Here is a 23,683-nt window from a genome sequence, read left to right as displayed (position 1 = left end):
AAAAAGCCGCTGATTAAAATCAACGGCTTTTTCCTTTCAGCGAAACGTCCTTTCTCGAACCTAATACTTCTTCGCAATCGCTTCCTCGTATTTTTCGTTGACTTTTTTCCAATTGACGGTATTGAAAAACGCCTCGATGTATTTCTTTCGGCGGTATTGGTAGTTTAAGTAATACGCGTGTTCCCAAACATCGATGGCCATGATCGGCGTGCCTGGAACCGTAGCTTGCGGCATCAAAGGGTTGTCCATGTTCGGCGTACTGGTCACTTGAAGTCTCTTTGCCCGGTCCACCACGAGCCAAGCCCAGCCGGAACCGAATTGCTTTTCGGCAGCATCGGAAAAAGCCGCCTTGAAGTTTTCGAAGGAACCAAAGTCGCGGTCAATGGCTGCTGCCAGTGTGTCTGTCGGTTTTCCGCCTCCTTTAGGGCCCATGCTTTCCCAAAAGATGTTATGGTTGTAATAGCCGCCGGCATTGTTGCGCAGTGCGGTGTTGCTCATGTCCATTTTTTTCAAAATACCTTCAATCCCGGCCACTTTCGCGATGCTGTCGCCCACGAGTTTGTTGAGATTATTGGTATATGTCAGGTAATGTTTGGAATAGTGCAATTCCATGGTGCGCGGGTCGATGCTTTGCGGGAAGGCATCGTATTCGTAAGGCAACTCCAACATTTCGAACGGCCCCGGGTCGGCTTTGGCCTCATCCGGATGAGACAGCGCAGATTTTTCTTCTGCGGTCGGTAGCGGCACTTCCACCACTTCTTTTAGTTTTTTGTCGCGACAGGAAATCATTGCAGCCGCAACAAGGCAAAGCAGGAATGGCGAAATCTTCATGTTATTGGAGCGAATGGATGAGTTCAATATATTTTTCCTTGGCTTCGTCCGGCGATAGATGGCTGATCTGCATCCAGGCGTTGGTCTTGAACGCATTGCGCAAATCGGCATTCGAACTTCCGAAAGACGGCGTCCCGAAAGACGCTTGTTTGTAGAATGCATACAACCGTAATTGTACGTCCTGCGGGAGCTCGGACTGCGTCATACGGTCGGCCAATTCTACGGCTTCCTTGAAACGGGTATCGAGGTCTTTTCCGGGCATCACATTTTGGTGGCGACGATCGTATGGCCGCCCACTGCTTTTTGGTTGAGCTTGACGTTGATTTCAGTTCCGAGCGGCAAATAAATGTCAACCCGTGAACCGAATTTGATGAAACCGGCATCTTCGCCCTGAAGTGCATCGTCGCCTTCCTTGGCGTAGTTCACGATGCGTTTGGCCAGTGCGCCGGCAATTTGTCTGTACAACACTTCACCAAAAACACGGTTCTCTACGACAATGGTCGTGCGTTCGTTTTCGGTGCTTGATTTCGGATCCCAGGCCACAAGGTACTTGCCCGGATGGTACTTGCTGTATTTTACTTTTCCGCTTACCGGATAACGCGTAACGTGCACGTTGATGGGCGACATGAAGATGGAAACTTGTAGGCGTTTGTCCTTGAAATATTCAGCTTCATAGACTTCTTCGATGACGACCACTTTGCCGTCCACGGGCGCAATGACATGGTTGTCGTTGACTTTGGTGACGCGCTTCGGGTTGCGAAAAAATTGTAAAATCATCACCAGGAAGAACAATACCGTCAACATCGCCGACATGCGCAGCCATTCCAAGGTGATGAACTTATCGATCAGCAATAACAGGATTACGGTCGATGTCGTTGCGATAAGGATGATCTTGCCGCCTTCTTTATGAAACATAATACAGGATTTGATAAAACAAAAATACAAAAGGCGCGGCAAAAATCACACTGTCCAATCGGTCCAGTATGCCGCCGTGCCCGGGCATGATGGTGCCGCTGTCCTTCACACCGGCCAATCGTTTGAATTTGGATTCGACCAAATCACCCAGCGTGCCCATAATGCTGACGATGAGCGCGATGGCCACCCAAAAATAGAGCTTCTCATTGGAGAATCTGGTAATGATGGCCGCCACGACAAGCGAAAAGCCGACGCCGCCCACGAAACCTTCAATGGTTTTCTTCGGCGAAATGCGTTCAAAAAGTTTGTTCTGTCCCATGGTTTTCCCAACGATGAACGCGAATGTGTCGTTGGTCCAGATCAAGATGAACATCCCGAAAATCACTTCCGGGTTGTAATAAATGTCCTGAAACGGGATTTTCGTCAGCAAAATGAAGGGCAAAATCACATACCCGATCACAAAGACATATTTAGACATGTCGTCGTCAATCCTGGCCGAATCGTCGAACAGGAAAAAGATGCAACGCGCCGAGACCAACAAGGTAGCCAACAACAGCAAGTGCAGCGTGATAATCGTAGCCGGAAATGTCGCGAACAGCAAATACCCGAAACCTGCGATGAGCAATGGCGCCGTTTTGTTGAGATTGACCAAGTTGCAGAATTCAACCACGGCAATCATCAGGAAAACTCCGAACAAAATCAGGAAACTTTCCTTCGAAAAATAAACAGCCGCCGCCAGCAACACGATGTAAACGATGCCGGACAGTAATCGGGTGAGGGTTTCGCGCATGCTACAAGTCTTCTAAAAGCAAGAGGTAGAGGTTTTTGGGTGCGCTTCCGTATTGCAGGAAATCTTCCTCTTTGGCTTTTTCGAAATATTTTATCGTAGTGATATTGGTAGGATAGTCCTTTTCGTATTTTTTCTTGATGACCCGAAGCCCGTCGCTTTTGCTTTCCAGGATTTGGCTGGTCGTGGCCAGGATGACGATGTTCGACGGCAATTCGTTGGGTTTGTTCTGGCGGATCTGGTTCGATGAAAAAAGCACCGAGCCTTCGTCGGCAATGAGGTTTTCACACGATGCCAGCAAGAATTTCGGGTTGCTCGGACGGTTGTAAGCGATTTTGTTTTCGTCGAGCAAATGATACAATTTCGGCTCAAAACAAACTGCTTCGCTCTCAAACCAATCGTTCTCTTCCAGGATGTTTTCGAATTGTTCCTTTACTTCTTCAAGGTTTTCACAGTAAAGGAATTTTCCGCCGTTTTTCTTGAAATTAAAAGTGAATTTCTCGTCGGCAGGGATGGACAAATCCGAAGGCATGTTGTTATATTCGTTTTGGTTTTCCTCGCCCGCAGGCTCTTGGCTGGAACCAAAAAATTTTCTGAAAAGACTCATACGATGTCACTTTGGGTGATTGACTGAAACCACTCAAAGATAAAAAAAACTTGGTACGGAATAGGTTCCACACCAAGTTTTTTATGAATGTTTTCAACGGGTATTTGTTAATTACGCCGTCTCTTCCTGAAGGTTCTTATCGAACGGTCTTTTGCCGAAAATCGCCTCTAAATCGTCCTTGAAAATGACTTCTTTGTCAATCAGGATGTCGGCCAATTGGTTCAATTTGTCCTTGTTTTCCTCGAGGATTTTGATGGCGCGTTGGTATTGGCCTTCAATGAGTTCCGAGATTTCTTCGTCGATGACCTTGGCCGTTTCTTCCGAATAAGGTTTCGAGAAACTATACTCGCTTTGCCCTGACGAATCGTAATACGTCACGTTGCCGAGTTTCTCGTTCAGGCCGTAAATGGTGACCATGGCGCGCGCTTGTTTGGATACTTTTTCCAAATCACTCAAGGCGCCGGTTGAAATTTTCCCGAAGGTCACGAACTCCGCTGCACGGCCGCCCATGGTAGCGCACATTTCATCAAGCATCTGGTCCGGACGTACGATCAGGCGTTCTTCTGGCAAATACCAGGCAGCGCCCAAACTTTGTCCGCGCGGCACTATGGTTACTTTTACCAATGGTGCGGCATGTTCCAGCATCCAGCTCACAGTGGCGTGTCCGGCTTCGTGGATGGCAATGGCCTTTTTCTCTTCCGGGGTAACAATTTTATTTTTCTTTTCCAATCCGCCTACGATGCGGTCAACGGCGTCCAAGAAGTCTTGTTTGTCAACGGCAGTTTTTTCTTTTCTGGCCGCAATCAGCGCGGCTTCATTACATACGTTGGCAATATCGGCTCCTGAAAAACCTGGCGTTTGCTTGGCCAGAAAATCGGTGTCCAGATTTTCCACTTTCTTGAGTGGTGCCAAATGCACTTCAAAGATTTCCTTGCGCTCCCGGATGTCCGGCAAGTCCACAAAAATCTGGCGGTCAAAGCGTCCGGCGCGCATCAAAGCCTTGTCCAGAACGTCGGCGCGGTTGGTGGCAGCGAGTACGATCACGTGCGAATTCGTGCCGAAGCCGTCCATTTCGGTCAGCAACTGGTTCAAGGTGTTTTCGCGTTCGTCGTTCGAGCCAGAGAAGTTGTTCTTGCCGCGAGCCCGGCCAACGGCATCAATCTCATCAATGAAGATGATGGCCGGCGCTTTTTCTTTCGCCTGTTTGAACAAATCACGTACACGAGAAGCGCCCACGCCAACGAACATTTCCACGAAGTCTGAACCAGATAAGGAAAAGAACGGTACTTTCGCTTCACCCGCAACAGCTTTCGCCAGCAAGGTTTTTCCGGTTCCCGGTGGCCCGACGAGCAACGCGCCTTTCGGGATTTTGCCGCCGAGATTGGTGTATTTTTCCGGGTTTTTCAGGAACTCTACGATTTCCTGTATTTCTTCTTTCGCGCCTTCGAGACCGGCCACGTCTTTAAAAGTGGTTTTGATGTCGGTCTTTTCATCGAACAACCGCGCTTTGGATTTCCCTATGTTGAAGATTTGTCCGCCGCCACCGCCAGCGCCGCCGCCCGACATTCTTCGCATGATGAAGATCCAGACGCCCACGATGACGATGATCGGCAACAGCGTCAGGAAAATATCGGTCCAGTTGTTCTTCATCTGGAAGTTGTATTCCTTGAGTTTGCCTTCTTGTACGGCTTTTTCGAGCTTGGTCTGGAAGATTTCGTCGTTTCCGATCTCAAACGTATAATGCGGCCCTTTGCTTTCGCGGTCGAGCATGTCTTTCGATACTTTTTCGTAGCGTTTGTCGGCCAGTGCTTTCTTGGTCAAGTAAACTTCCGCTTCAGACTTATTGTAAACCACCACGCGATCCACGTCGCCTTGGTCAAGCATGACATTGAACTTGGAAGCGGTGGTCGTGGTTGGTTCCTGAAACGCCGAACCGCCCGTAGCGATACTGATGAAAATAAAAATGAGGACAATGACGCCGTAAATCAGGTACGGGCTCATCCTCGGTTTTGGATTAGGGATATTATCTTTAGCCATTAGGTATTGGTTCTTTAGTATTTATTCTGGATGGTCGTGATTTTGGCATCGCCCCAAAGCCCTTCGATGTTGTAGAATTCGCGGATGTGCTTCTGGAACACATGTACCACGATATTGACGTAATCCATCAAAACCCATTCAGCGTTGTCGGTGCCTTCAACGTGCCAAGGTTTGTCTTTTAGTTGTTTGGAAACGGTTTTCTGTACAGAGTTGACGATCGCGTTGACCTGGGTATTTGAGTTTCCGTTGCAGATGATGAAGTAGTCGCAAACGGCGGTGTCTATGTCGCGCAGATCCAGGATATCAATGTCATTGCCTTTTACTTCTTCTATTCCTTTGATGATGTTGGCCAAGAGCACATCATTGTTGATCGCTTTTTTCGTCATTTAAAATTTCATATTGGGCAAAGTTACCACTTTTTGTATTTATTTTTGAACCTTAACATAAGATTAATCAGCGTAAAATCAAATGCAGACGCCGCCGCTTGTCAAATTAGGTGCCACGACATCCACCAACGATTTCCTTAAGGAATTGTCACAAAATCCGGCTACCGAAAACTTCACGGTCGTAACCGCCGAAAGCCAGTCTGCAGGCCGCGGACAAATGGGTACGACCTGGATGTCCGAAGAAGGTAAAAACTTGATGTTTAGCGTTTTGGTAAAGGATTTCGCTTCTGATGCCAGTCAACTTTTCACCCTGAACGTTGCCGTTGCGCTGGCCGTTTGCGAAGTGGTCGAAAAACATGACATCGAGAGCGTGTCCATCAAGTGGCCGAACGACATTATGTCAGCCGACAAGAAAATCGGTGGGATTTTAATCGAAAACAGCTTCAAGCCAAATGGTGAAATCGTTTCCGTCGTCGGGATTGGCTTGAACGTCAACCAACAGGATTTTTCGGCATTGCCGAAAGCGGCTTCTCTGCACACTGTCAGCGGCCGGACGTTCAATCGGGACGAGTTACGCGAAGGTATTGTGGAACGCATCATCCGCAACGTGCATTTCATCGCCGAACACGCCGATGTTTTGTGGAAGGCATATCACGAAAAGCTCTTTAAGGTAGGCGTTCCTGCTGCGTTTGAACGGGCCGATGGCCATCGGTTCATGGGCATGATTAAAAGCGTCACGCGAGACGGAAAACTGGAATTGCAACTCGAAGACGACAGCCGCAAACTTTTCAATATCAAAGAAATCCAGTTGTTGTATTAATCTTCTGATTCCGTGACCCGAACGCCGATACCGAGCACATTCGGTACAAATTCATAATCAAAGACGTGCGCCACCGAAATCTGGTAGTTGCCGGCTTTGAGTTCTTTTTTGGTGAATACCGGCTCGCGCAAATCACAATAATCGCCGGTGCAGTCGCCGAGTTCATTGCCTTCGCCGTCGCGGAGTTGCATCAGATAATCTACCGTTTCGCGGCTTTGGTCGGGCTTCACGAGTACGACTTTCAGCGGCACGCTTGGGAATTGCGTACCGTAAACATGGCTGAAATCGACTGCGATGTCATACACACCGCTTTCTTCCAGCGTAAAATTGAAGGTTTTCACATCGTTTTTCTGCCAGCGGTTGCCTACCAAGTCGGTTTCGTATTCCTTGTAAACCGTTTCGGTGCAAGAAGCCAACAGCGCACAGGCAGCGAGTAGGAGTAAAGTTCTTTTCATGTCCGTGAATTTGCTGAAAGATAGCAAAAAATCCTACAACATGAATGGCTCACCTTGGTAGAATTTGATAAGCGCGTTCTTGAACATCAAGTCGTATTTGGACTGGATCAATTCGGCCTGTACGTTATTGTAGTTGATTTTTGTCGTGTTCAGCTCGTTGATGTTGATTTTCCCGACTTCAAATTTCAAGAGATCTGCATCATAACTTTTCTGCGAAAAATCCATGGCAATAGAAGAAGCTTCGTTTTTCTTGACGGCGGTTTTCGCATCGTTCACGGCCAGGATGACTTCCTTAGACAGCCGGTTGCGCTCGATTTCGGTCGCCACGACGGCTTGTCGGAACAACATTTTCTGCGTCTTGATCTTGACGTTGTTGCGGAATTGGTTGAAGATCGGAATCGTCAAATAAAACCGGATTTGCTTCGAGGTGTTCTCGTCCAGTTGCTCATCGAACGGTACGGCTTCGCGGATGTTTGAGTCGTAGTTGCTGCGGTACATCAGGCGCATGGTGAGTGTCGGCCAGCGGAGTGCACGCGCCAAAGCCAGTTCGGTACGCTTTTTCTTCATCTCGAGAATGCTCGCCTGAAACGCCGGATGGATGTCTACGGCTTTTTGTGCAATTTCAAACTCATTGCCCGACGGCATCAAGTTTTCGTCCAGTTTCAATTCGGGTTTGAGCAAGATAATTTCCGTATCCAGCGGAATATTCATCAGCTGCTTCAGGCTGATCATATTATCGGTCAGCCGGTTTTTATTGGTGAGCAGGTTTACTTCTTCTGAAGCTTTCTGCGCCTTGATCTTAAACAGTTCGCTTTCCGAAATGACGCCGGCGTTGAATTTCAGGTCGGCCATTTCGAGCTGTTTCGTGCTCGCCGCGATCTGCTGTTCGCCCGCTGCAATGATTTCTTGCAGATACAGGATCGTAATGAACCGCTGCGCCACATCAATCGTAATCTGGTTGCGCAACAATTGGATGTTGGTTCGCGTCAATTCCTTTTCCTGACGCGCCAACTTGATGTTGTTGTGTACGGTCAAACCTTGGAACAGATTGAAATAGGCGTTGAGCGTGCCTTCGTTGTTTCGCAGGTTTTCGCGGGTAAACGTGTTGGTATCCGGGTCAAGTTCCTTTCCCCAGGAATTCCGGTTTTCCCCGTCGGCGGTAATGGCAGGCATCATTTGCCCGTAGCTGCCGCGGTGTTGCGCCAGTGCAATCTTTTCATCAAACGAAGCCGATTTCAATTGAAGGTTGTTGGCCAGGGTCTGTTCCAGGCAATCCGCGAAAGTCATTGCCTTTTGGGCTTGTGCGGCGTAGGTGAAAAAAAGTAGGAGCAGGGCGGTTTTTCTCATGATGTGCTATCGATTTTCGAAAACAACTTCTTCACAATGTATTGGTACAGCGGCATCCGCTCGATGATGACTTCGCCTTTCAGCTTGTAACCTGCTTTGAGGTTGATGTTCTGGTTGTATTGCTCAATGCGCGCCAAACAGTAGAATGTCTGGTTCACATCCGACGGCGACACATACGTGATTTTCCCTTTCACCGCGCCGAAACGATAGTAATTGTAAGCATCGAGTTTGAGGTTGATGGCCTGCCCGTTCTTCACATAAGCCAGGTCTTGTTCGTCGAGTGTTACCTTGGCGTAGAATTTTTCTTTCGTAGGCGCCACGATGGCCAGCAAGTCGCCTTTGTTGATGATCTGCTGGTTCTGTTTGGCGTTGAACAGGTTCGAAATCGTACCGTCATACGGAGACGTGATCACCATTTTCCCCAGTTCATCCGACACATACATTAGGTTTGATTTGGCGTCCTTAATGGCCGTCTCGAGCTCGACGATTTCACGTTTGTAATTTTCGATTTCGTTGTCCACATCTATGATGTTTCGCCTCAAATCGTTGCGCGTACGTTTGTTGTTGTTGTACAGGTTCTGGAAGTCGTAATTCTTGACGTTGTACGTTGACTTTACGTCCACTTCGCCTTTGCGGTCGTTCAGGCTGGTCGCTTTGCTGGCGGTCATTTCGTATTTGGAAATCGCGCCTTTTGCATACAGGAGCGAGTCGGTTTTATACTTGTCCGACAAGATCGATGATTGTTGCGACGACAAATTGAGCTTGTTGTTCAAAGCGGCAATCTCGTACGCGGCTTTCTTGCGGTCGGTCTTGTAGATGTTCGCCTGGATCGACAATAGTTGTTGCAAGGCTTTCTTGCGTTCCATCGTATTGGCCATCAGTTTGTTGATGATGATGACTTTATTTTCCATCGCGGCAATGTCGGCCGTCAGGATTTCATGTTCAGACTGCGTTTTCTTGTTTTCGAGCCGGAACAACGTGTCGCCTTTTTTCACGGCTTGGCCTTCCTTGACCATGACTTGCATGATTCTTACTTCGTTGGGCGCGGTGACTTTCAATTGCGGCGTGTCCGAAAAAATAAGGCCTTCCTTGAAATCCACGGTATCGTTGATGTTCAGCGCGAAGATCAAAATCGTCACGAGCACCACGAACGCCACCAGTATCCGGTTCATGATCCGGATGAAATTAATGGCTTTGGTATTATAGTAGACTGAGTTCTCCATCTGAAATCTTGTATTTCTTGGTAAAATTGATGTTGTTGATCGGTTCGTGCGAAATGATGATGTACGTCTTGTCGTGGTCGGCGTCAATCAATGATTCCACTTTGTTGCGCGATTCGAGGTCCATGCCCGAAAGCACTTCGTCCAGGATAATCAGCTCAGAATCGGCGAACAATGCCCGCAGCAACAGGATTTTCTTGCGCTGTCCGGTAGAGAGGTTTTTGCCGTTTTCGTTGATGATGAAATCCAGTCCGTCGTCTTTGGACGCGATGAAATCGTAGAAGTTGATTTCTTTCGCCTTGTCCAAAATCACGTCGATGGGGATGTCCTTGCCCAGTGCGATGTTGTTCTGGATGGTGTCGTTGAACAAAATGTCTTCGTTGGTCACCAGGATGATTTTCTCGCGGACGGCTTCGGCGTTATAGAATTTCTTGTCGCGGTCGTTCACCAAGACGGCACCCGAATTCGGTTTGTAGAGCGTCGTCAGGATTTTGCTGAACGTCGATTTCCCCGAACCGTTCTGGCCTTCAATCTTGATTTTTTCGCCTTTCCGGATGGTCATGTTGATGTCTTTCAACACGAACTCGTTGGGCAAATAACCGTAGTAAAGGTTCTGGAATTCAATCTTTTCGATGCTGAAATCGCGAATGCCTTTTTTAGACGGCGCCTTCGTGTGCTCGTCAAAATCAAGGTAACGGCGCAAAATCACCTCATTTTCCTGAAGCGTCATGTTGTCGTCCAGGATGCCTTTGAGCGCCGAGAAAATCTTCGACGACAAGGCGATGAACGTCACGATCTGACCCAACGTAATGAGTTGCGTCGTAATGGCCGATTCGGTCAGCAAGACCATAATGGTCACCGAGGAAACCACGACGATTGTGGCCACGACGATTTTGTTGATCAAATCCACATAGCCGTTGCGCATCTGGATTTTCAGGTATTCGTTCGTGCTGGTGAAAATCTTGTTCGAATGGAAATTCTCGATCTTGAAACTCTTAATGACCTGTATGCCTTCGATTTTCTCCATCATCTTCGAGATGAAATCGGCCTTGCGGATGTAACGCAACCTTTCGTTCTGCTTGAGGTATGGCGTAATGATCTTGAACCATAAAGCGAATAAAATCATGACAGCCAATACAATGAGCGTCAGTCCTTTGTCAATGAAGAACAAGATGCCGAGTGAATACAGAGACACGATGACATCCACCAATGTCCCGGTGAAGAACTTCATGAAGAACGTCTTGAGTTTCAGGGAGTCGCTCACGCGTTCCATCAAATCGCCTTTTTTATAGGAATGGATGTAGGCCAAGGACGACCTATTGATTTTCTCATCGAAAGAAAAAAGGAAATGCCGGTCGAGTACATTGCTCAAATGGATCGACACGAAATTCTTGTACACCGTCGTAAACGTGTCGAACATCTTGTATATCCCGAGCCCGATGGCAAACAGGATGAGCGTGTGCAAATTGTATGTCGGCAGGATGTTGTCAATCAATATTTGGTTGGTGAACACCGCAATCTGTGCCGTGGTCGCCGAAAAGAGCGCCGCGAAAATATAGATGTACCACAGTTTTCGGTAAGAACCCAATTGCTTGAAGAGCTGCCAGTACAGGCTGCGCCGTTTTTCTTCGGGATAGGCTGTGGCTTCAGTCGTTTCGGTATCCAACGCCTTGACCGACAAGATCAGCGGCGAGGTATTCTTGATTTTGCCTTTCTCTAATTCAAGGCTTTTGAAATTCTGCGGAATGTTCGAGATGTCCTGGTTTTTGAGCAAATCCAGCAAAAACGCTTTCTCCGCGTCGGCGTCCTTGAACCCGAAATTCCCTTTGATGTATTTAAAGTAGGTCAACTTGTTGAACAGCGCCGCCGGGCCATTTTCCTGTAAGGCTTGTTCGTAGTTGAGTTTGTAGTCGGCCAGATCCTCGGTGCACAGCGACCGGATTTTGTCTTCGGTCTCCGCTAAATCCCAATGGTTTTTGTTGAAGTGCGCCTTTTTCTTGATTTCCTGCAGTGACAGGTAATACTGGCTGCCTTTGGTCGGGTCGTAAATCTTGAGTTGCTTGCCTTTGAGTTGGTCCGCCACCACATAATGCAACCCGTTGTTCTTGTTTTTGATCGGCAAGATAAACGGCAGCATGTCTTCAATGTCTGCCACATTGCCATTCACGTAGTTGGCATCGAGCAACCGATAGCTGGTCTGGAACCCGTGCGAGTTCAGGAAGTCGCCCAAATCGGCCATGCGCGTGCCCTTTTCCTCGATGGGAATGTGCTGCTCAATGTACTTTCGCGAGATGTTCTTACCGTGCAAGTTAAACACGGTCTTTACGGCACTGACGCCGCAATCATTGCTCTTTAATTGTTGATCTGTTCTAGGCATTTTAGGGGCGTTTGAACTGTTTATCAAATAGTTATCAAACAGTTGCTGGATATTTACGACGCAATGTTATTTATAATTTCTTAACATTAAATAAAAAATAGGTAAGAGTAGGGAAAAAGTCGGTAAACGACAGATTTTCTTTTTTTCAGGAGCTGATTCCGGCTATTCGCTCCAATCTTTTACGCCACTCCGCTTCCGCTTCGTGGCGCAAAAGGATTTCCGCTGCTATCCGGGCTAGGGGTTTTGTCGAAGCCGCGACATCCGGCTTTTTTTGGACTTTGTCCAAAACCTGTGTTTCCCGCTGCCGCGGAGGCCTACTTTGCCTGGTCGCAAAGTAGCAAAAGACCGATGCGGCCATGAAATTGGCTAAAAAAATCGAATCGAGCGCGAAAAGAAATTAACTCGCCTACGGCTCAAACAGAATTTCTTTTGAAAGCACGCGCTTTGATACCGATTTTTTCTTCACGCCAATTTCATGCAAGCCGCGACTAAGCGGAATGGGTTTATATTTTCTGCTCGCTGCCGCAGCGCCCGAAATCAAGACGTTTCCATGATTGACTTTCGGTTAGGGAAATTACCGTTGTTTCCAAAATAGTTTCGGTTTGGTTCTTTGGCCTATTTTAATTTGCGTAGATTTTCCGGTTGAAGTTGCGCCCGAAGAAAAATGCTTAAGATTAGTGCGAAAAGCCAGGTGCAGGAGTCGAGGAGTGCGCGACGAGCGGCTCAGCTGGCGTGATGCGCAACGAAACCGCGAAAGTCAAGGAAATTAAAATCAGCCTTGACCTTTTGTTACTTTTGGGTCAAGCCAAAAGTAAACCGCCGGTAGGCAATATTTTGTTTCTTTTTCTAAAAGAAAAAATGCCTCGGTTTGGCCAAAGTCCAAAAAAAAAGCCGGATGTCGCGGCTTCGACAAAACCCTTAGCCCGGATGGCAGCGGCATCCTTTTGCGTAGTGCAACGGAGCAAAAGATACAGCGGACAGCCGGAAACAGCTCCTACAACTTGTTCATGTTGGAGGCCAGCGTCTCCAAAAACTTGGAGATCGGGCCTTTCACCATCATGGCCATCATGGCGTTGAACTCGCCTTCAAAAAATAGTTGTACGTCTGAACTCTCGGCCGATGTTTCGTCTATCTTGGCTTCCAGCGAGAACGGAATTTTGTCGCTGGCAGCGCCCAGCAATACGCGGTTGGGTGCGGTTTTGTCTTTGAGGCGAAGTTTGATTTCGGGCATGCCTTTAAGCCCGAAAATAAAAGAATCGGCATCGGTGACCTCGAACTTGGCGATGCTCTCGGGCATCAGTTTCTCGAAGTTCTTGACGTCGGTAAGTTGGTCAAAAATATATTGTGCGGGTTTTTGTACGGTGGCTTTTGGGCTTGCTAAGTTCATAGTGGCTAGATTTATATATCTGGAGTAGATAAATCATTTTGGATTTTAATTGTCAATTGCGATTCCCCATTCGGAAGGGTTTTTATTCCACTCCAGCAGGGTGTTTTGTTCTTCTTCGGTGATGTATTTCTTGGCTACGGCCAATGACAGCAAGTGCTCGTAGTTGCTCAGCGTGAAGAGGTCGATGTGGGCATTCTTGAAATTTTCATCGGCCACGGCAAAACCATAGGTGAAAATGGCTACCATGCCTTTGACGTTGGCGCCGGCTTCGCGGAGCGCTTCCACGGCCATGATGCTGCTCTTGCCGGTCGAAATCAAATCTTCTACGACCACCACGTTCTGCCCTTTCTGAAGAAAACCTTCCACTTGGTTCTGGCGTCCGTGTTTTTTAGGTTCGGGCCGCACATACACAAACGGCAACCCCATGATTTCGGCCACGAGAATCCCGATGCCTATGGCGCCCGTGGCCACGCCGGCAATCACGTCCGGCTTCCCGAATTGCTTCTCGATGACTTTCTCGAATTCCTCTCTGATATAGTTGCGGATGGGCGGAAAAGACAGCGTCATTCGGTTGTCGCAATAAATCGGCGATTTCCAACCCGAAGCCCATGTAAAAGGATTTTTCGGATTCAATTTAATTGCATTTATTTGCAGAAGCAACTCGGCTGTTTTCTCGGCTGTGTCTTTGTTGAAAATCATACTGCAAATGTATAAAGTTTTTGTAAACGATAAGCCGCTATTCCTGACAAATAAGATACAAAAGGAAACCGATTTCCAGTTGTTTTTGCTGGACAGCATAGACATCAGCAGGCTTGTGGTCAAGATGTTCAACAACAAGGTCAAGAAGGCGTATTTATACCATCCGGACGAGAAGGAAATCATGCGCAAGCTCAAGTCCAAGATGCCAGTGAACAAAGCCGCGGGCGGGCTGGTGTACAACAAGAACGGCGAAGTGCTGTTCATCTTCCGCAACGGGAAATGGGATTTGCCAAAAGGCGGTATCGAAAAAGGCGAGAAGCGGAAAGACGCAGCCATGCGCGAAGTGGAAGAAGAAACCGGTGTCGGGAAACTCACCGTGACCGGGAAACTCACGAAAACCTATCACGTATTCAAGCGCAACGGCAAATACAAGCTCAAGGTGACGCACTGGTATGAAATGAAGTCAAGTTTCTCCGGCGAATTCCAACCGCAGCTTGAGGAAGGCATCGAAAAAGTGGCTTGGCTCAAACCCGAGGAAATCACCGAAGCGCTCCAGAATTCCTACCAGAACATCAAATTGCTCTTCAAGGCCGAAACGGCCAACGGCTAATCTAGAATCCTGTAAATCCGGTACTGCAAATGCGCTTTTTCGTAGTAAGGCGAGTGTTTGTAGACCCAATCCAGTTGCGCTTCCGGGCTGTTGTGCAGTGATTTCGTATTGATCAAATCGCCTTCGTTTTCCCGCAACTTAGATTCGGCCAATGCTGCCTCGAATGCTTTTTTTAGGTCAGGGTTGTCGGCCAACAGTTTCGCGGCTGTGTCCTCAAACACATAATCGGAATAATGTTCTTTTTGTTGCAGCACCGTATCGAAGAAATTCCAGTTGAAGAAGGAATCTACGGCTTCCGGCTCTAGAGTTTCCAACAAATATTTTACGCCGGGCTGGTTGGTCGGGAAAAGCAAATCGCCTTTGGTGAACGTTACTTTTTCAACGGTTTTAGTGACCGATGTATTGCGGTGCAGATAGTGGCCTTCGTACGCATTGGGCGTCGTTTTGTAGTCGGCGATTTTGTAGCTTTCCACTTCTATGACTGTGTCTCGCGCCAATTCGCGAAAAGCCATGCCGTTGGCCTTCAGCAGGTCGATCACATCCCAAAATGCTTTGGGTACGATGTAGGCTTTCGGGATCGTAACTTCCTTTGTCGCTTTGTATGCTTTGTAATACGGAATGTCCTTCTCAAACGGTTTCTTGCGGTCGTAATACAAGCGCTGGCCGTTGGTGACATCGCTTTTCATCATCGCGCCTTCGTAACCGTTGAAGCGCAGTTTTTCCACTTGGGCCGAATCGATTTCCCATTTAATCGGGTAGGCGTTTCCGGGTTGGTAGCTTTCGTGGTTCTTTGCTCTTGATTCCTGTATCGGCTTGACATTCAAATCTGTAAATTCAATCGCCGAAACCATGAATTCATACGTGGCTTTCACCCTTGCCGGATATTTCTTGAGCATGTGCGTTTCCACGACAAACCCAATCGTGTTGAACAAACTGGTATAGCCCGTGGCAAAACGCGGGCTTTCAAAAAACTGCGCAAAACCTTTGTCGGGCGTGTCGCTCCAGGCGTTGACGTAAGGTGTTGACTCGATTTTTTTCCCTTTGAGGTCTTGCACGAGCGCGGGCATCATGTCTTGGTTGAGATATTTGCCCAACACCGGCCCGAGTTTGTGGTGCATCGTCATGATATAGGTGAGCACATACTGGTAGTCTGCGCCGTTGCTCACGTGGTTGTCGATGAAGATTTCGGGGTTTGTCAATCGGAAGATGTCCACGAAGCCTTTGGTGTTTTTCGTGTCCGATTTGATGAAGTCGCGGTTGAGGTCGTAATTGCGCGCATTGCCGCGGAAACCATACGATTCCGGGCCGTCTTGGTTGGCGCGCGAGTGGGAATTCCGGTTCAGCGCACCGCCGATGTTGTAGATTGGAATCACCGCCAGCACAACATTTTTGGGCGCTTTTTTCTTGCCTGTCGCATAATCACGCAGGAGCATCATCGTGGCATCGATGCCGTCCGGCTCGCCCGGATGGATGCCGTTGTTGATCAGGATGACGGCTTTGGTTTGATGGATTTTCCCGAAGTCGAACACTTTATCCGGATTGAAAGTCACCAGATGCAATGGTTCGCCCGAGTCGTCAAACCCGATTTCGCGCATCTCGATGGTTTCAAAAGCAGCGTCAAGTTTCCTGTAAAACGCGATGGTTTCGGCGTAGGTTGCGGTCTGGTTGCCGTTGCCGCTTTCGTAAACGGTGTTGAAATCGTTTTGGGCGATGGCTGAAAATCCGGCCAATAGGAAGAAAATAACCCGCATGGTCATTTTACGCGGACGGCTTCGGGCACCAGCAACGTGTAATCGCCGCCATTGCGGATGACATCGCGTACGATGCTGGAACTGATGTACGAGGTATTCGAGGCCGTGAGCAGGAAAACCGTCTCGATCTTGGAGAGTTTCCGGTTGGTGTGCGCGATGGCTTTCTCGAACTCGAAATCGGCCGGGTTGCGCAGTCCGCGCAGGATGAATTTCGCCCCGAGTTTCCGGCACAAATCCACGGTCAGGCCTTCGTAGGTAATCACCGAAACGCTCGGGTAATCCTTGAGGCTTTCCTCGATGAATTTTTTTCGTTCGTCCAAGGAAAACATGTAACTCTTTTGAGCATTCACGCCAATGGCCACGACAATTTTGTCGAAAAGTGGCACGCTGCGTTTGATGATGTCCACATGCCCAAGGGTAACCGGATCGAACGAACCCGGGAAGACGGCTATCTTTTCCATAGTACTTTGCGTTTTAAGGCCAATTCAATCTCGTTGTCGAGCAAATCTGAAAAAGGCATTCCGGCATGCGCGGCCTGTTGTGGGAATATGCTTTGTGGTGACAACCCAGGGTTGGTGTTCATCTCGATGAAATGTGGTACGCCGTCCATAACGATGAAATCGGTCCGTGAGAAACCGGTCATCCCGAGCGCTTCATATACTTTGGAAGCCGTTTCAATGACGCGCGCTTCCACTTCGGCAGACAATCTCGCCGGTGTGATTTCGTCGGACTTGCCCAAGTATTTCGCTTCGTAATCAAAGAAGTCGTTGTGTGGGACAATCTCCGTAATGCCCATGACTTTCGTCTGTCCTTTGTAGTGGATGACACCCACGGAAATCTCGGTGCCTTTTAAAAAGGACTCGATCAGGATGTCGTCGTCCTCGGCAAATGCAAAATCGAGCGCTTTCTGAAAATCGGCCAAATCATTCACTTTCGTTACGCCCAGGCTGCTTCCGGATTGGTTCGGCTTGACAAAAAATGGCAGCCCGAGTTCGCCCGCGATGGCCTCGCCCGACACGTCATCGCCTTTCGACACGTACACAGACTTGGCCCGCGGAATGTTGAATTTCGACAATACAGACAAGGTGTCGCGTTTGTTGAAGGTCAAAGCCGATTGGTAAAAGTTACAACCGCCGTAAGGGATTTCGAGCAATTCCCAATACGCCTGCATATGTCCGTCTTCGCCCGGTGTGCCGTGGATGGTGTTCAACACGACATCGAAGGTTGTTTTCTGGCCGTTGTATTCAAAGGAAAAATCGGCACGGTTCAACGGGATTTGCTGCCCATCGACCAGCACGTGCCAGCCATCGGGCAAAATATGGACTTCAAAACCTTGGTGTTTAGGGTCGAGATTCTTAAGGATGAGCTGCCCGCTGCGGAGCGAAATGACGGATTCGTCGGAATAACCGCCCATGGCTACGGCTACTTTCATAATGCTTAGTGTTCGTTAGGACAAATGTAGGTTTTTTATTCGAAGAGAAAGTTTCGGGTTTGAAGTTTGAAGTTCAAGGTTCAAAGTTTTATATCTTTGTGCAAACTCAACAAACGCCCATGACTTTCCGCGAATTCATCAAGACCAAAACATTTTTCCTGCAACTTTTTTATGCGCTTTGCATCGTGGTGGCCATCATCCTTGGCTTCATGTACTGGCTTGATTTCACGACCAATCACGGCGAGGAAATCACGGTGCCGAACCTGGCGCGGCTCAATGAAGAGCAGGCCGAGGAAAAGCTGGACGATCTGGATCTGGATTATGTCATCCTCGATACCGTGGATTATCGCAAGGATTTCCCGAAATATAGCGTGGTCGAACAAGATCCGGTGGCTGGTTCAAAAGTGAAGAAAGACCGCAAGATTTACCTGAAGTTGAATGCTTCTGGTTTTGCCTCGGTAAAAGTGCCCGATCTCATCGAAAAAACATTGCGTCAGGCCGAACCAACACTCAAAGCCGTCGGGCTTGAAATCGGGACGAAGGAATACGTGCCGTACTTGGGCAAAGACATGGTGTTGAAGATGAAACAGGGCGGAAAAGTCCTGAAACCGGGCGATAAAGTCATGAAATCCTCAAAGATCGATCTTGTTCTGGGCGATGGCAAAGTAGGTTTCGACGACAGTGAAATAGACAGTCTCGCCAACGAAACGCCCGTGCCTGTGGTTCCGGCCGATGAAGACACCGAATAGCCGATGGAGTATCAGGAACTTGACGACGATTTATTCGAGCATTTCAAATTCACCGTCCCGAAAGGGCAGGCGTTGTTGCGCATCGATAAATTCCTGACGGCGCTCATCCCGAATGCCACGCGCAACAAAATCCAGAACGCGGCCGACAACGGCGACATCTACGTAAACGACATTCCGGTTAAATCCAACTACAAGGTCAAGCCCAACGATACCATCAGGATTTTGCTGGCGCATCCGCCGTTCGAGAATCGGGTAGATCCGGAAGACATTCCGCTGGATATTGTCTACGAAGACGACGCACTCTTGGTCATCAACAAACCGGCGGGATTGGTCGTGCATCCGGGCCACGGGAATTACACCGGCACGCTCGTAAACGCACTCGCTTTCCATTTCAAGGATTTGCCCATGAACAGCAGCGACCGTCCGGGATTGGTGCACCGCATCGATAAAGACACATCCGGGCTGATGGTCATCGCCAAGACCGAACACGCACTGGCACATTTGGCCCGACAGTTTGAATTCAAGACCTCAGAACGCGAATACGTGGCCTTGGTTTGGGGCAATGTCAAGGAAGACGAAGGCACGATTGAAGGCAACATCGCGCGCCATGTCAAAGACCGGATGCAAATGGCTGTATTCACCGATCCTGAAATCGGGAAGCCGGCCGTGACGCATTACAAAGTATTGGAACGCTTCGGCTACGTGACATTGGTGTCGTGTAAGTTGGAAACCGGAAGGACACACCAGATCCGCGTGCATATGAAATACATTGGGCACACGCTTTTTAATGACGAACGTTACGGCGGCCACGAAATCCTGAAAGGCACGACGTTCACCAAGTACAAACAGTTTGTCGAAAATTGCTTCAAAGTGTTGCCGCGCCAAGCGTTGCACGCCAAGACATTGGGTTTTGAACATCCGGTGACGGGCGCGTTCATGCGTTTTGACAGCGACTTGCCAACCGATATGCAGCAATGCATTGAGAAATGGCGGCAGTATTCCAAATCAAAAGATTTGTTCGAAGAGGAAGAATCGTAAATAGATTGCCCAATCCTAAAACCATTAATTATGAAAAATTTCTGTGTCGCCGTGTTGCTTTTGCTCCCGTTGTTAGGCATTGGCCAGTGTGTAAAATGCACCACTTTTACCGATGCACAAAAAGATCCGTCAAAGGTGACATCGATCAAGATGAACTCCTATCTCGCAGATGAGGAAATCACCAAAATCCCAGACAACATAGGTGATTATAGCAATCTTGAAGAATTATTCCTGACCGACTACGGCTTTACCGAACTGCCGGCTTCGTTCGCGAAACTCAAGAATCTGAAGTCGCTCAGTCTGGCCGGAAACGAATTCACGCAATTGCCCGAATCGGTGTTCCAACTTACACAATTGAAAGAGTTGATCCTTTTCAGCAATGCGTTTCCAGATCAATATAAAAAAGACTTGAAAGCACGTATTCAAAAAGAAATGCCGAACACCAAATTGATGATTGACTGATGAAAATCGTTATTTCTCCGGCCAAGACGCTCGATTACGAAACCGCGGTTCCGGTGCAGGAATTTACGGTGCCGTTATTTTTGACGTCGGCAAAAAAAATACACGCGGCACTTAAAAAGAAGAAACCTGTAGAATTGGCGGCGCTCATGGACATTTCTCCGGCGCTCGCCGACTTAAACTGGAAACGCAACCAGGCCAAAGGTTTCGGCGCGAAAGTTCCGGGAGAAAATACCAGACAGGCCGTTTACGCATTCAAAGGCGATGTCTATCTCGGGTTGGACGCTTATTCGATTCCTGCTGAAATGATTGACGTGTTGCAGAACAAACTCCGCATTCTGTCCGGTTTGTACGGATTGCTCAAACCGCTTGATGTGATCCAGCCGTATCGCCTGGAAATGGGTACCGACTTCCCTGTGGGCGAGGCCAAAAATCTTTATGCCTTCTGGAAAGAGAGTGTAACGAAAGCGCTCAACAAGGAACTAAGCAAAGGCGAGTTGTTCGTGAATTTGGCCAGCAATGAATATTTTTCGGCGGTGGATGCCAAGGCGTTGAAAGTGCCAGTCATTACACCGGAATTCAAGGATTTCAAGGACGGAAAGCTCAAGATGATATCGTTTTTCGCCAAGAAGGCGCGCGGCATGATGGTGCGTTACATCATTGACACCGGCGCCGAGACCATCGATGACCTGAAAGGTTTCCATTACGAAGGTTATCGGTTTGATGCCAATCTCTCCAAGGGCAACACGCTGGTCTTTACGCGGTAATCATTTGTTAAACCCATCGGATATCGGCTGTAATACGCTACATTTATCCGTTTAAAAATTGAAAATATGATTAAAAGAAGTCTGGCGCTGTTAGCCATTTTATGTTCACTGCAAGGATTTTCGCAGGATGACCTGATCAAAAAAGTCATCAACAATGCGTCGAGCAACGCAAAATTCATGTTTACCGACATGATTGACCTCGAAGACACATCGGTCAAAAACCAAGGTTCGGCCGGTACGTGCTGGAGCTATTCGGGCAACTCGTTCATCGAGTCCGAAATGATGCGTATGGGCAAGCAACCCGTAGAATTGGCGCCGGTTTACACGGCGAGAATGGTGTATCAGTCCAAGGCACGCAACTATATTTTGCTCAACGGCAACATGGGCTTGGGCGATGGCGGCGAAACGCACGACGCCATCAACATCTACAAGAGATTTGGTGCGATGCCAAAAGTGGCTTACACTGGCGAGGATTACGGCAAGGGTACGGTAAAGTCTGACGAATTCCAGAAAGGTTTTAAGGAAATCCTGGACAAATACCTCAAGAGCGACGACCCGAAAAGAGGCATTTCATGGCAAGAGGAAATCAACCGCTATCTGGATGAGAAACTCGGCAAGTTGCCGGAAACCTTCGCTTACGCGGGTAAAAATTATACGCCGGTGACGTTCTCCAAGGAAGTCGTGGGCATCAACCCGGACGATTATGTCGAATTTTCGTCTTTCAAGGACAATCCGTATTACGAAAAAGTCCTGTTGCCATTCGCCGACAACTGGAGCTACGAAAAAGTATACAATGTCCCGATGACCGAACTTACCGAAATCATCGACAATGCATTGGCCAAAGGTTACACGATTGCATGGTCTTCTGATGTATCTGAACCGTATTTCAGCTGGCGGAATGGTGTGGCAGAAGTGCCCGATCTTGACCTGGACAACATCACGCCCGAGCAAAAGAAGACGTTGTTCGACGGACCGGTCGTAGAAAAGAAAATCACTGAAGACATGCGTTTGGAAGGCATTTATTCCCAGAAAACCACCGATGACCACGCCATGCAGATTGTCGGCATCGCAAAAGACCAAACCGGGAAAGAATACTATAAAGTGAAGAATTCCTGGGGCGAAACCAATGATTTCAAAGGCTATCTGTACGTAACCAAAACGTTTGTGCAGTTGAAGTCCACCGGAATATTGCTCCACAAGGACGGCGTTCCAAAAGGCATCGCCAAGAAACTGAAAAGCTAAAAAAAATCCCGTCAACCGACGGGATTTTTTATTTGTATAAGTATTCGAATTCTTCGTAATCCATATGACTCTCTGAGATGAGTTTGCGTTGGTTGTGCGACAGTTCCCACATGGCATCTACGCCGTTGCGCGCCGTTTGGCTTACCTTGGCGAACCGGGCGGCGAATTCCTCGAGTTTGGTGCTTTCGGCATCGCCCAATTGGGATTTGATGCTTGCCACGAAATCGTTGAATTCCGGCACCACAGACTCATTCGCTTCGTATTCCGAACGGAGTTCGTCCAATTGTTCGTCAATGTCTTTCTTCAGGCCATTTGAGTAGTACTCGTTTTTTTTCTTGAACTGCTCGATAAGCATCTTGGTTTTGTTGCTGAAAAATCCCATGATTTCCAAAAATTGGTTTGACGGATGTGATGCGTAGGGAATCAAATATAACAAAAAATTAATGCGTCAAGCGTATTGGTTACATTATTTTAATGTTATCTTTTTTATTTCAAAATGTTGGATACCAATGGCTTGAGATGTGTTGGGCTGCGTTTTCTCAAGACGAAGTTTTGCTACTCAACCAGTTCTCCAAGATTTTCTTTCCGTCCGGTGTCAGTACGCTTTCCGGATGGAACTGCACCGCACGCACATCAAATTCGCGGTGTTGGAGCGACATGATTTCACCGTTTTCGTCGGACGAAGTCGCCTTTAAAGCCTCAGGAAGGTTTCGGTTGACCGCCCAGGAATGGTAACGCCCGACGGTGATTTTTGAAGGCAAGCCGTTAAAAAGCACGTCGTCACCGAAGATATTGATTGTCGTGGCCACGCCGTGGTAAACTTTGTCGAGATTGGTCAATGCGCCACCGAAGACTTCGGCAATGGCTTGCTGCCCCAGACAAATGCCCAGGATGCTTTTGGTGGCGGCGTATCGGGCAATGAGCGGTTTGAGGTTTCCGGCTTCATCTGGAATGCCCGGTCCGGGCGAGAGCAGGATTTTATGGAATCCATCGACATCGTCCCAGTCAAACGCATCGTTTCGGAGGACCGTGACCTCGGCGCCCAAGTCTTCCAGATAGTGTACGATGTTGTACGTAAAACTATCGTAATTGTCTATCACCAGGACATTCATGGTGCGAAGATAAAAAAACAAAACCCGGAGAAAGCCCCGGGTTCTATGATATTTTTGGTTTAGTTACCAAACCAAGTTTACGCTGACGTCGAAGTCGTCGTAGATGGTTTTGTCGCCCAGGTTTTCAAAGAAACTGCCTGAGCCGTATTTTACGTCGTATTTTGCCCTGTTGATCTTGAAGTCTGTCGTGGCGGCGTTGCCATTCACGGTCATGTCAAAAGTAACTGGGTTGGTTTTCCCTTTAATGGTCAAGTCTGCAGTAACCGTATAAACATTGTTCTTTTTGGCGGCGATGGTCTTGAACACCAAGGTAGCCGTAGGGTATTTGTCCACACCGAAGAAATCTTCGTGCTTCAAGTGGCCTTCGAGTTTCTCTTTGCCTTTTCCGGCTTGTAGGTCGGTCACTTCGATGGAATTCATGTCAACGGTGAAACTGCCGCCAGTGAGTTTCCCGGCTTTGAACACCAACGCGCCGTCTTGCAATTTTACGGTACCGTCGTGCTGGCCTGTTACTTTTTTACCAACCCATTTGATGGTGCTTTTGGTGACGTCAACTTTTTTGGTTTGCGCTGTAACGGCAACGGTAGCGAGCGTGAACAGTGTGAGTGCGATTGTTTTCAGATTTTTCATTTGTAAGTGGATTTAAGCGTGTTTA

At 48.1% G+C, this 23,683-nt stretch carries 26 protein-coding genes; 7 read left to right on the top strand and 19 right to left on the bottom strand.

The features are described 5' to 3' along the window. Window positions 1–60: 60 nt before the first annotated feature. The 7 genes from ACM9J1_RS11060 to rsfS all read right to left on the bottom strand — a co-directional run bounded on the left by ACM9J1_RS11060 (window position 61) and on the right by rsfS (window position 5,563). Window positions 61–831, bottom strand: a complete 771-nt coding sequence (locus ACM9J1_RS11060; protein WP_415582107.1) for a superoxide dismutase — start codon at window positions 829–831, stop codon at window positions 61–63. A 1-nt stretch (window position 832) separates the two neighbouring features. Continuing rightward, window positions 833–1,093, bottom strand: coding sequence for an acyl-CoA-binding protein (locus tag ACM9J1_RS11055; protein ID WP_415582106.1), 261 nt, complete (start codon window positions 1,091–1,093; stop codon window positions 833–835). Next, complete coding sequence (locus ACM9J1_RS11050; protein WP_415582105.1) at window positions 1,093–1,746, bottom strand: phosphatidylserine decarboxylase family protein; 654 nt, start codon at window positions 1,744–1,746, stop codon at window positions 1,093–1,095. Before ACM9J1_RS11050 ends, ACM9J1_RS11055 begins: the two co-directional genes overlap by 1 nt. Continuing rightward, window positions 1,736–2,536, bottom strand: coding sequence for a phosphatidate cytidylyltransferase (locus ACM9J1_RS11045; RefSeq protein ID WP_415582104.1), 801 nt, complete (start codon window positions 2,534–2,536; stop codon window positions 1,736–1,738). The genes ACM9J1_RS11050 and ACM9J1_RS11045 overlap by 11 nt, the downstream gene beginning before the upstream one ends. Window position 2,537: 1 nt before the next feature. Beyond that, window positions 2,538–3,140, bottom strand: coding sequence for a lactate utilization protein B/C (locus ACM9J1_RS11040; RefSeq protein ID WP_415582103.1), 603 nt, complete (start codon window positions 3,138–3,140; stop codon window positions 2,538–2,540). A 111-nt stretch (window positions 3,141–3,251) separates the two neighbouring features. Further along, window positions 3,252–5,177, bottom strand: a complete 1,926-nt coding sequence (gene ftsH / locus ACM9J1_RS11035) for an ATP-dependent zinc metalloprotease FtsH (RefSeq protein WP_415582102.1) — start codon at window positions 5,175–5,177, stop codon at window positions 3,252–3,254. 14 nt (window positions 5,178–5,191) lie between these two features. After that, the gene (gene rsfS / locus ACM9J1_RS11030; protein WP_415582101.1) at window positions 5,192–5,563 is read right to left on the bottom strand and encodes a ribosome silencing factor; all 372 of its coding nucleotides are present in this window, start codon (window positions 5,561–5,563) and stop codon (window positions 5,192–5,194) included. 82 nt (window positions 5,564–5,645) lie between these two features. Between rsfS and ACM9J1_RS11025 the strand changes: the two genes are divergently transcribed. Beyond that, complete coding sequence (locus ACM9J1_RS11025) at window positions 5,646–6,383, top strand: biotin--[acetyl-CoA-carboxylase] ligase (RefSeq protein WP_415582100.1); 738 nt, start codon at window positions 5,646–5,648, stop codon at window positions 6,381–6,383. Here the strand turns inward: ACM9J1_RS11025 and ACM9J1_RS11020 are convergent. From ACM9J1_RS11020 to pyrE, 6 genes are all read right to left on the bottom strand, one after another. Next, complete coding sequence (locus ACM9J1_RS11020; RefSeq protein WP_415582099.1) at window positions 6,380–6,838, bottom strand: gliding motility lipoprotein GldH family protein; 459 nt, start codon at window positions 6,836–6,838, stop codon at window positions 6,380–6,382. The genes ACM9J1_RS11025 and ACM9J1_RS11020 overlap by 4 nt on opposite strands. 33 nt (window positions 6,839–6,871) lie before the next feature. Continuing rightward, window positions 6,872–8,185 carry a TolC family protein gene (locus tag ACM9J1_RS11015; RefSeq protein ID WP_415582098.1) on the bottom strand — a complete coding sequence of 438 codons (1,314 nt, stop codon included), beginning with the start codon at window positions 8,183–8,185 and terminating at the stop codon, window positions 6,872–6,874. Beyond that, window positions 8,182–9,408: an HlyD family secretion protein gene (locus ACM9J1_RS11010; protein ID WP_415582097.1), complete on the bottom strand. Its 1,227-nt coding sequence runs from the start codon at window positions 9,406–9,408 to the stop codon at window positions 8,182–8,184. The genes ACM9J1_RS11015 and ACM9J1_RS11010 overlap by 4 nt, the downstream gene beginning before the upstream one ends. Beyond that, window positions 9,386–11,782, bottom strand: a complete 2,397-nt coding sequence (locus tag ACM9J1_RS11005; RefSeq protein WP_415582096.1) for an ATP-binding cassette domain-containing protein — start codon at window positions 11,780–11,782, stop codon at window positions 9,386–9,388. Before ACM9J1_RS11005 ends, ACM9J1_RS11010 begins: the two co-directional genes overlap by 23 nt. A 994-nt stretch (window positions 11,783–12,776) precedes the next feature. Continuing rightward, window positions 12,777–13,169, bottom strand: a complete 393-nt coding sequence (locus ACM9J1_RS11000; RefSeq protein WP_415582095.1) for an SRPBCC family protein — start codon at window positions 13,167–13,169, stop codon at window positions 12,777–12,779. Between the two features lie 45 nt (window positions 13,170–13,214). After that, the gene (gene pyrE / locus ACM9J1_RS10995) at window positions 13,215–13,868 is read right to left on the bottom strand and encodes an orotate phosphoribosyltransferase (RefSeq protein WP_415582094.1); all 654 of its coding nucleotides are present in this window, start codon (window positions 13,866–13,868) and stop codon (window positions 13,215–13,217) included. Window positions 13,869–13,875: 7 nt separating this feature from the next. Here pyrE and ACM9J1_RS10990 point away from each other — a divergent pair, with 7 nt between their 5' ends. Next, a complete protein-coding gene (locus ACM9J1_RS10990) occupies window positions 13,876–14,478 on the top strand; it encodes an NUDIX hydrolase (RefSeq protein ID WP_415582093.1) in 603 nt (200 codons plus the stop codon). On the opposite strand, the gene ACM9J1_RS10985 is transcribed toward ACM9J1_RS10990, so the two are convergent. Genes ACM9J1_RS10985 through ACM9J1_RS10975 form a run of 3 tightly spaced genes read right to left on the bottom strand, consistent with a single transcriptional unit; the run spans window position 14,475 to window position 17,661 of the window. After that, window positions 14,475–16,235, bottom strand: a complete 1,761-nt coding sequence (locus ACM9J1_RS10985) for a M14 family metallopeptidase (RefSeq protein ID WP_415582092.1) — start codon at window positions 16,233–16,235, stop codon at window positions 14,475–14,477. The genes ACM9J1_RS10990 and ACM9J1_RS10985 overlap by 4 nt on opposite strands. Next, window positions 16,232–16,690, bottom strand: a complete 459-nt coding sequence (gene coaD / locus ACM9J1_RS10980) for a pantetheine-phosphate adenylyltransferase (protein ID WP_415582091.1) — start codon at window positions 16,688–16,690, stop codon at window positions 16,232–16,234. The genes ACM9J1_RS10985 and coaD overlap by 4 nt, the downstream gene beginning before the upstream one ends. Next, window positions 16,678–17,661, bottom strand: a complete 984-nt coding sequence (locus tag ACM9J1_RS10975; protein ID WP_415582090.1) for a D-alanine--D-alanine ligase — start codon at window positions 17,659–17,661, stop codon at window positions 16,678–16,680. Before ACM9J1_RS10975 ends, coaD begins: the two co-directional genes overlap by 13 nt. 119 nt (window positions 17,662–17,780) lie before the next feature. On the opposite strand from ACM9J1_RS10975, the gene ACM9J1_RS10970 reads away from it, so the two are divergent. The 5 genes from ACM9J1_RS10970 (at window position 17,781) to ACM9J1_RS10950 (ending at window position 21,916) form a co-directional block, all read left to right on the top strand. Continuing rightward, complete coding sequence (locus tag ACM9J1_RS10970) at window positions 17,781–18,410, top strand: PASTA domain-containing protein (protein WP_415582089.1); 630 nt, start codon at window positions 17,781–17,783, stop codon at window positions 18,408–18,410. Between the two features lie 3 nt (window positions 18,411–18,413). Further along, a complete protein-coding gene (locus ACM9J1_RS10965) occupies window positions 18,414–19,448 on the top strand; it encodes an RluA family pseudouridine synthase (protein ID WP_415582088.1) in 1,035 nt (344 codons plus the stop codon). 30 nt (window positions 19,449–19,478) lie between these two features. Further along, window positions 19,479–19,910 (top strand): leucine-rich repeat domain-containing protein, encoded by a 432-nt coding sequence (locus tag ACM9J1_RS10960; protein ID WP_415582087.1) that lies wholly within the window; start codon window positions 19,479–19,481, stop codon window positions 19,908–19,910. Then, window positions 19,910–20,674 (top strand): peroxide stress protein YaaA, encoded by a 765-nt coding sequence (gene yaaA / locus ACM9J1_RS10955; protein WP_415582086.1) that lies wholly within the window; start codon window positions 19,910–19,912, stop codon window positions 20,672–20,674. Before ACM9J1_RS10960 ends, yaaA begins: the two co-directional genes overlap by 1 nt. Window positions 20,675–20,740: 66 nt before the next feature. Next, window positions 20,741–21,916, top strand: a complete 1,176-nt coding sequence (locus tag ACM9J1_RS10950; protein ID WP_415582085.1) for a C1 family peptidase — start codon at window positions 20,741–20,743, stop codon at window positions 21,914–21,916. A 28-nt stretch (window positions 21,917–21,944) separates the two neighbouring features. Here ACM9J1_RS10950 and ACM9J1_RS10945 read toward each other — a convergent pair whose 3' ends face one another. From ACM9J1_RS10945 to ACM9J1_RS10935, 3 genes are all read right to left on the bottom strand, one after another. After that, window positions 21,945–22,298, bottom strand: coding sequence for a hypothetical protein (locus tag ACM9J1_RS10945; protein ID WP_415582084.1), 354 nt, complete (start codon window positions 22,296–22,298; stop codon window positions 21,945–21,947). 157 nt (window positions 22,299–22,455) lie between these two features. Then, window positions 22,456–23,028 (bottom strand): anthranilate synthase component II, encoded by a 573-nt coding sequence (locus ACM9J1_RS10940; protein ID WP_415582083.1) that lies wholly within the window; start codon window positions 23,026–23,028, stop codon window positions 22,456–22,458. Window positions 23,029–23,091: 63 nt separating this feature from the next. Next, window positions 23,092–23,658 (bottom strand): YceI family protein, encoded by a 567-nt coding sequence (locus tag ACM9J1_RS10935; protein ID WP_415582082.1) that lies wholly within the window; start codon window positions 23,656–23,658, stop codon window positions 23,092–23,094. Between the last annotated feature and the right edge of the window lie 25 nt (window positions 23,659–23,683).

It is taken from the genome of Flavobacterium longum (genome assembly GCF_965137575.1).
Taxonomy (GTDB): domain Bacteria; phylum Bacteroidota; class Bacteroidia; order Flavobacteriales; family Flavobacteriaceae; genus Flavobacterium; species Flavobacterium longum.
This window is presented reverse-complemented; position numbering and strand designations above follow the sequence as displayed.

Excerpts from the sequence above, each read along its gene's own strand:
- ACM9J1_RS11060 (WP_415582107.1), bottom strand. The coding sequence starts at position 831 with ATGAAGATTTCGCCATTCCTGCTTTGCCTTGTTGCGGCTGCAATGATT.
- ACM9J1_RS11055 (WP_415582106.1), bottom strand. The coding sequence starts at position 1,093 with ATGCCCGGAAAAGACCTCGATACCCGTTTCAAGGAAGCCGTAGAATTG.
- ACM9J1_RS11050 (WP_415582105.1), bottom strand. The coding sequence starts at position 1,746 with ATGTTTCATAAAGAAGGCGGCAAGATCATCCTTATCGCAACGACATCG.
- ACM9J1_RS11045 (WP_415582104.1), bottom strand. The coding sequence starts at position 2,536 with ATGCGCGAAACCCTCACCCGATTACTGTCCGGCATCGTTTACATCGTG.
- ACM9J1_RS11040 (WP_415582103.1), bottom strand. The coding sequence starts at position 3,140 with ATGAGTCTTTTCAGAAAATTTTTTGGTTCCAGCCAAGAGCCTGCGGGC.
- ftsH (WP_415582102.1), bottom strand. The coding sequence starts at position 5,177 with ATGGCTAAAGATAATATCCCTAATCCAAAACCGAGGATGAGCCCGTAC.
- rsfS (WP_415582101.1), bottom strand. The coding sequence starts at position 5,563 with ATGACGAAAAAAGCGATCAACAATGATGTGCTCTTGGCCAACATCATC.
- ACM9J1_RS11025 (WP_415582100.1), top strand. The coding sequence starts at position 5,646 with ATGCAGACGCCGCCGCTTGTCAAATTAGGTGCCACGACATCCACCAAC.
- ACM9J1_RS11020 (WP_415582099.1), bottom strand. The coding sequence starts at position 6,838 with ATGAAAAGAACTTTACTCCTACTCGCTGCCTGTGCGCTGTTGGCTTCT.
- ACM9J1_RS11015 (WP_415582098.1), bottom strand. The coding sequence starts at position 8,185 with ATGAGAAAAACCGCCCTGCTCCTACTTTTTTTCACCTACGCCGCACAA.
- ACM9J1_RS11010 (WP_415582097.1), bottom strand. The coding sequence starts at position 9,408 with ATGGAGAACTCAGTCTACTATAATACCAAAGCCATTAATTTCATCCGG.
- ACM9J1_RS11005 (WP_415582096.1), bottom strand. The coding sequence starts at position 11,782 with ATGCCTAGAACAGATCAACAATTAAAGAGCAATGATTGCGGCGTCAGT.
- ACM9J1_RS11000 (WP_415582095.1), bottom strand. The coding sequence starts at position 13,169 with ATGAACTTAGCAAGCCCAAAAGCCACCGTACAAAAACCCGCACAATAT.
- pyrE (WP_415582094.1), bottom strand. The coding sequence starts at position 13,868 with ATGATTTTCAACAAAGACACAGCCGAGAAAACAGCCGAGTTGCTTCTG.
- ACM9J1_RS10990 (WP_415582093.1), top strand. The coding sequence starts at position 13,876 with ATGTATAAAGTTTTTGTAAACGATAAGCCGCTATTCCTGACAAATAAG.
- ACM9J1_RS10985 (WP_415582092.1), bottom strand. The coding sequence starts at position 16,235 with ATGACCATGCGGGTTATTTTCTTCCTATTGGCCGGATTTTCAGCCATC.
- coaD (WP_415582091.1), bottom strand. The coding sequence starts at position 16,690 with ATGGAAAAGATAGCCGTCTTCCCGGGTTCGTTCGATCCGGTTACCCTT.
- ACM9J1_RS10975 (WP_415582090.1), bottom strand. The coding sequence starts at position 17,661 with ATGAAAGTAGCCGTAGCCATGGGCGGTTATTCCGACGAATCCGTCATT.
- ACM9J1_RS10970 (WP_415582089.1), top strand. The coding sequence starts at position 17,781 with ATGACTTTCCGCGAATTCATCAAGACCAAAACATTTTTCCTGCAACTT.
- ACM9J1_RS10965 (WP_415582088.1), top strand. The coding sequence starts at position 18,414 with ATGGAGTATCAGGAACTTGACGACGATTTATTCGAGCATTTCAAATTC.
- ACM9J1_RS10960 (WP_415582087.1), top strand. The coding sequence starts at position 19,479 with ATGAAAAATTTCTGTGTCGCCGTGTTGCTTTTGCTCCCGTTGTTAGGC.
- yaaA (WP_415582086.1), top strand. The coding sequence starts at position 19,910 with ATGAAAATCGTTATTTCTCCGGCCAAGACGCTCGATTACGAAACCGCG.
- ACM9J1_RS10950 (WP_415582085.1), top strand. The coding sequence starts at position 20,741 with ATGATTAAAAGAAGTCTGGCGCTGTTAGCCATTTTATGTTCACTGCAA.
- ACM9J1_RS10945 (WP_415582084.1), bottom strand. The coding sequence starts at position 22,298 with ATGGGATTTTTCAGCAACAAAACCAAGATGCTTATCGAGCAGTTCAAG.
- ACM9J1_RS10940 (WP_415582083.1), bottom strand. The coding sequence starts at position 23,028 with ATGAATGTCCTGGTGATAGACAATTACGATAGTTTTACGTACAACATC.
- ACM9J1_RS10935 (WP_415582082.1), bottom strand. The coding sequence starts at position 23,658 with ATGAAAAATCTGAAAACAATCGCACTCACACTGTTCACGCTCGCTACC.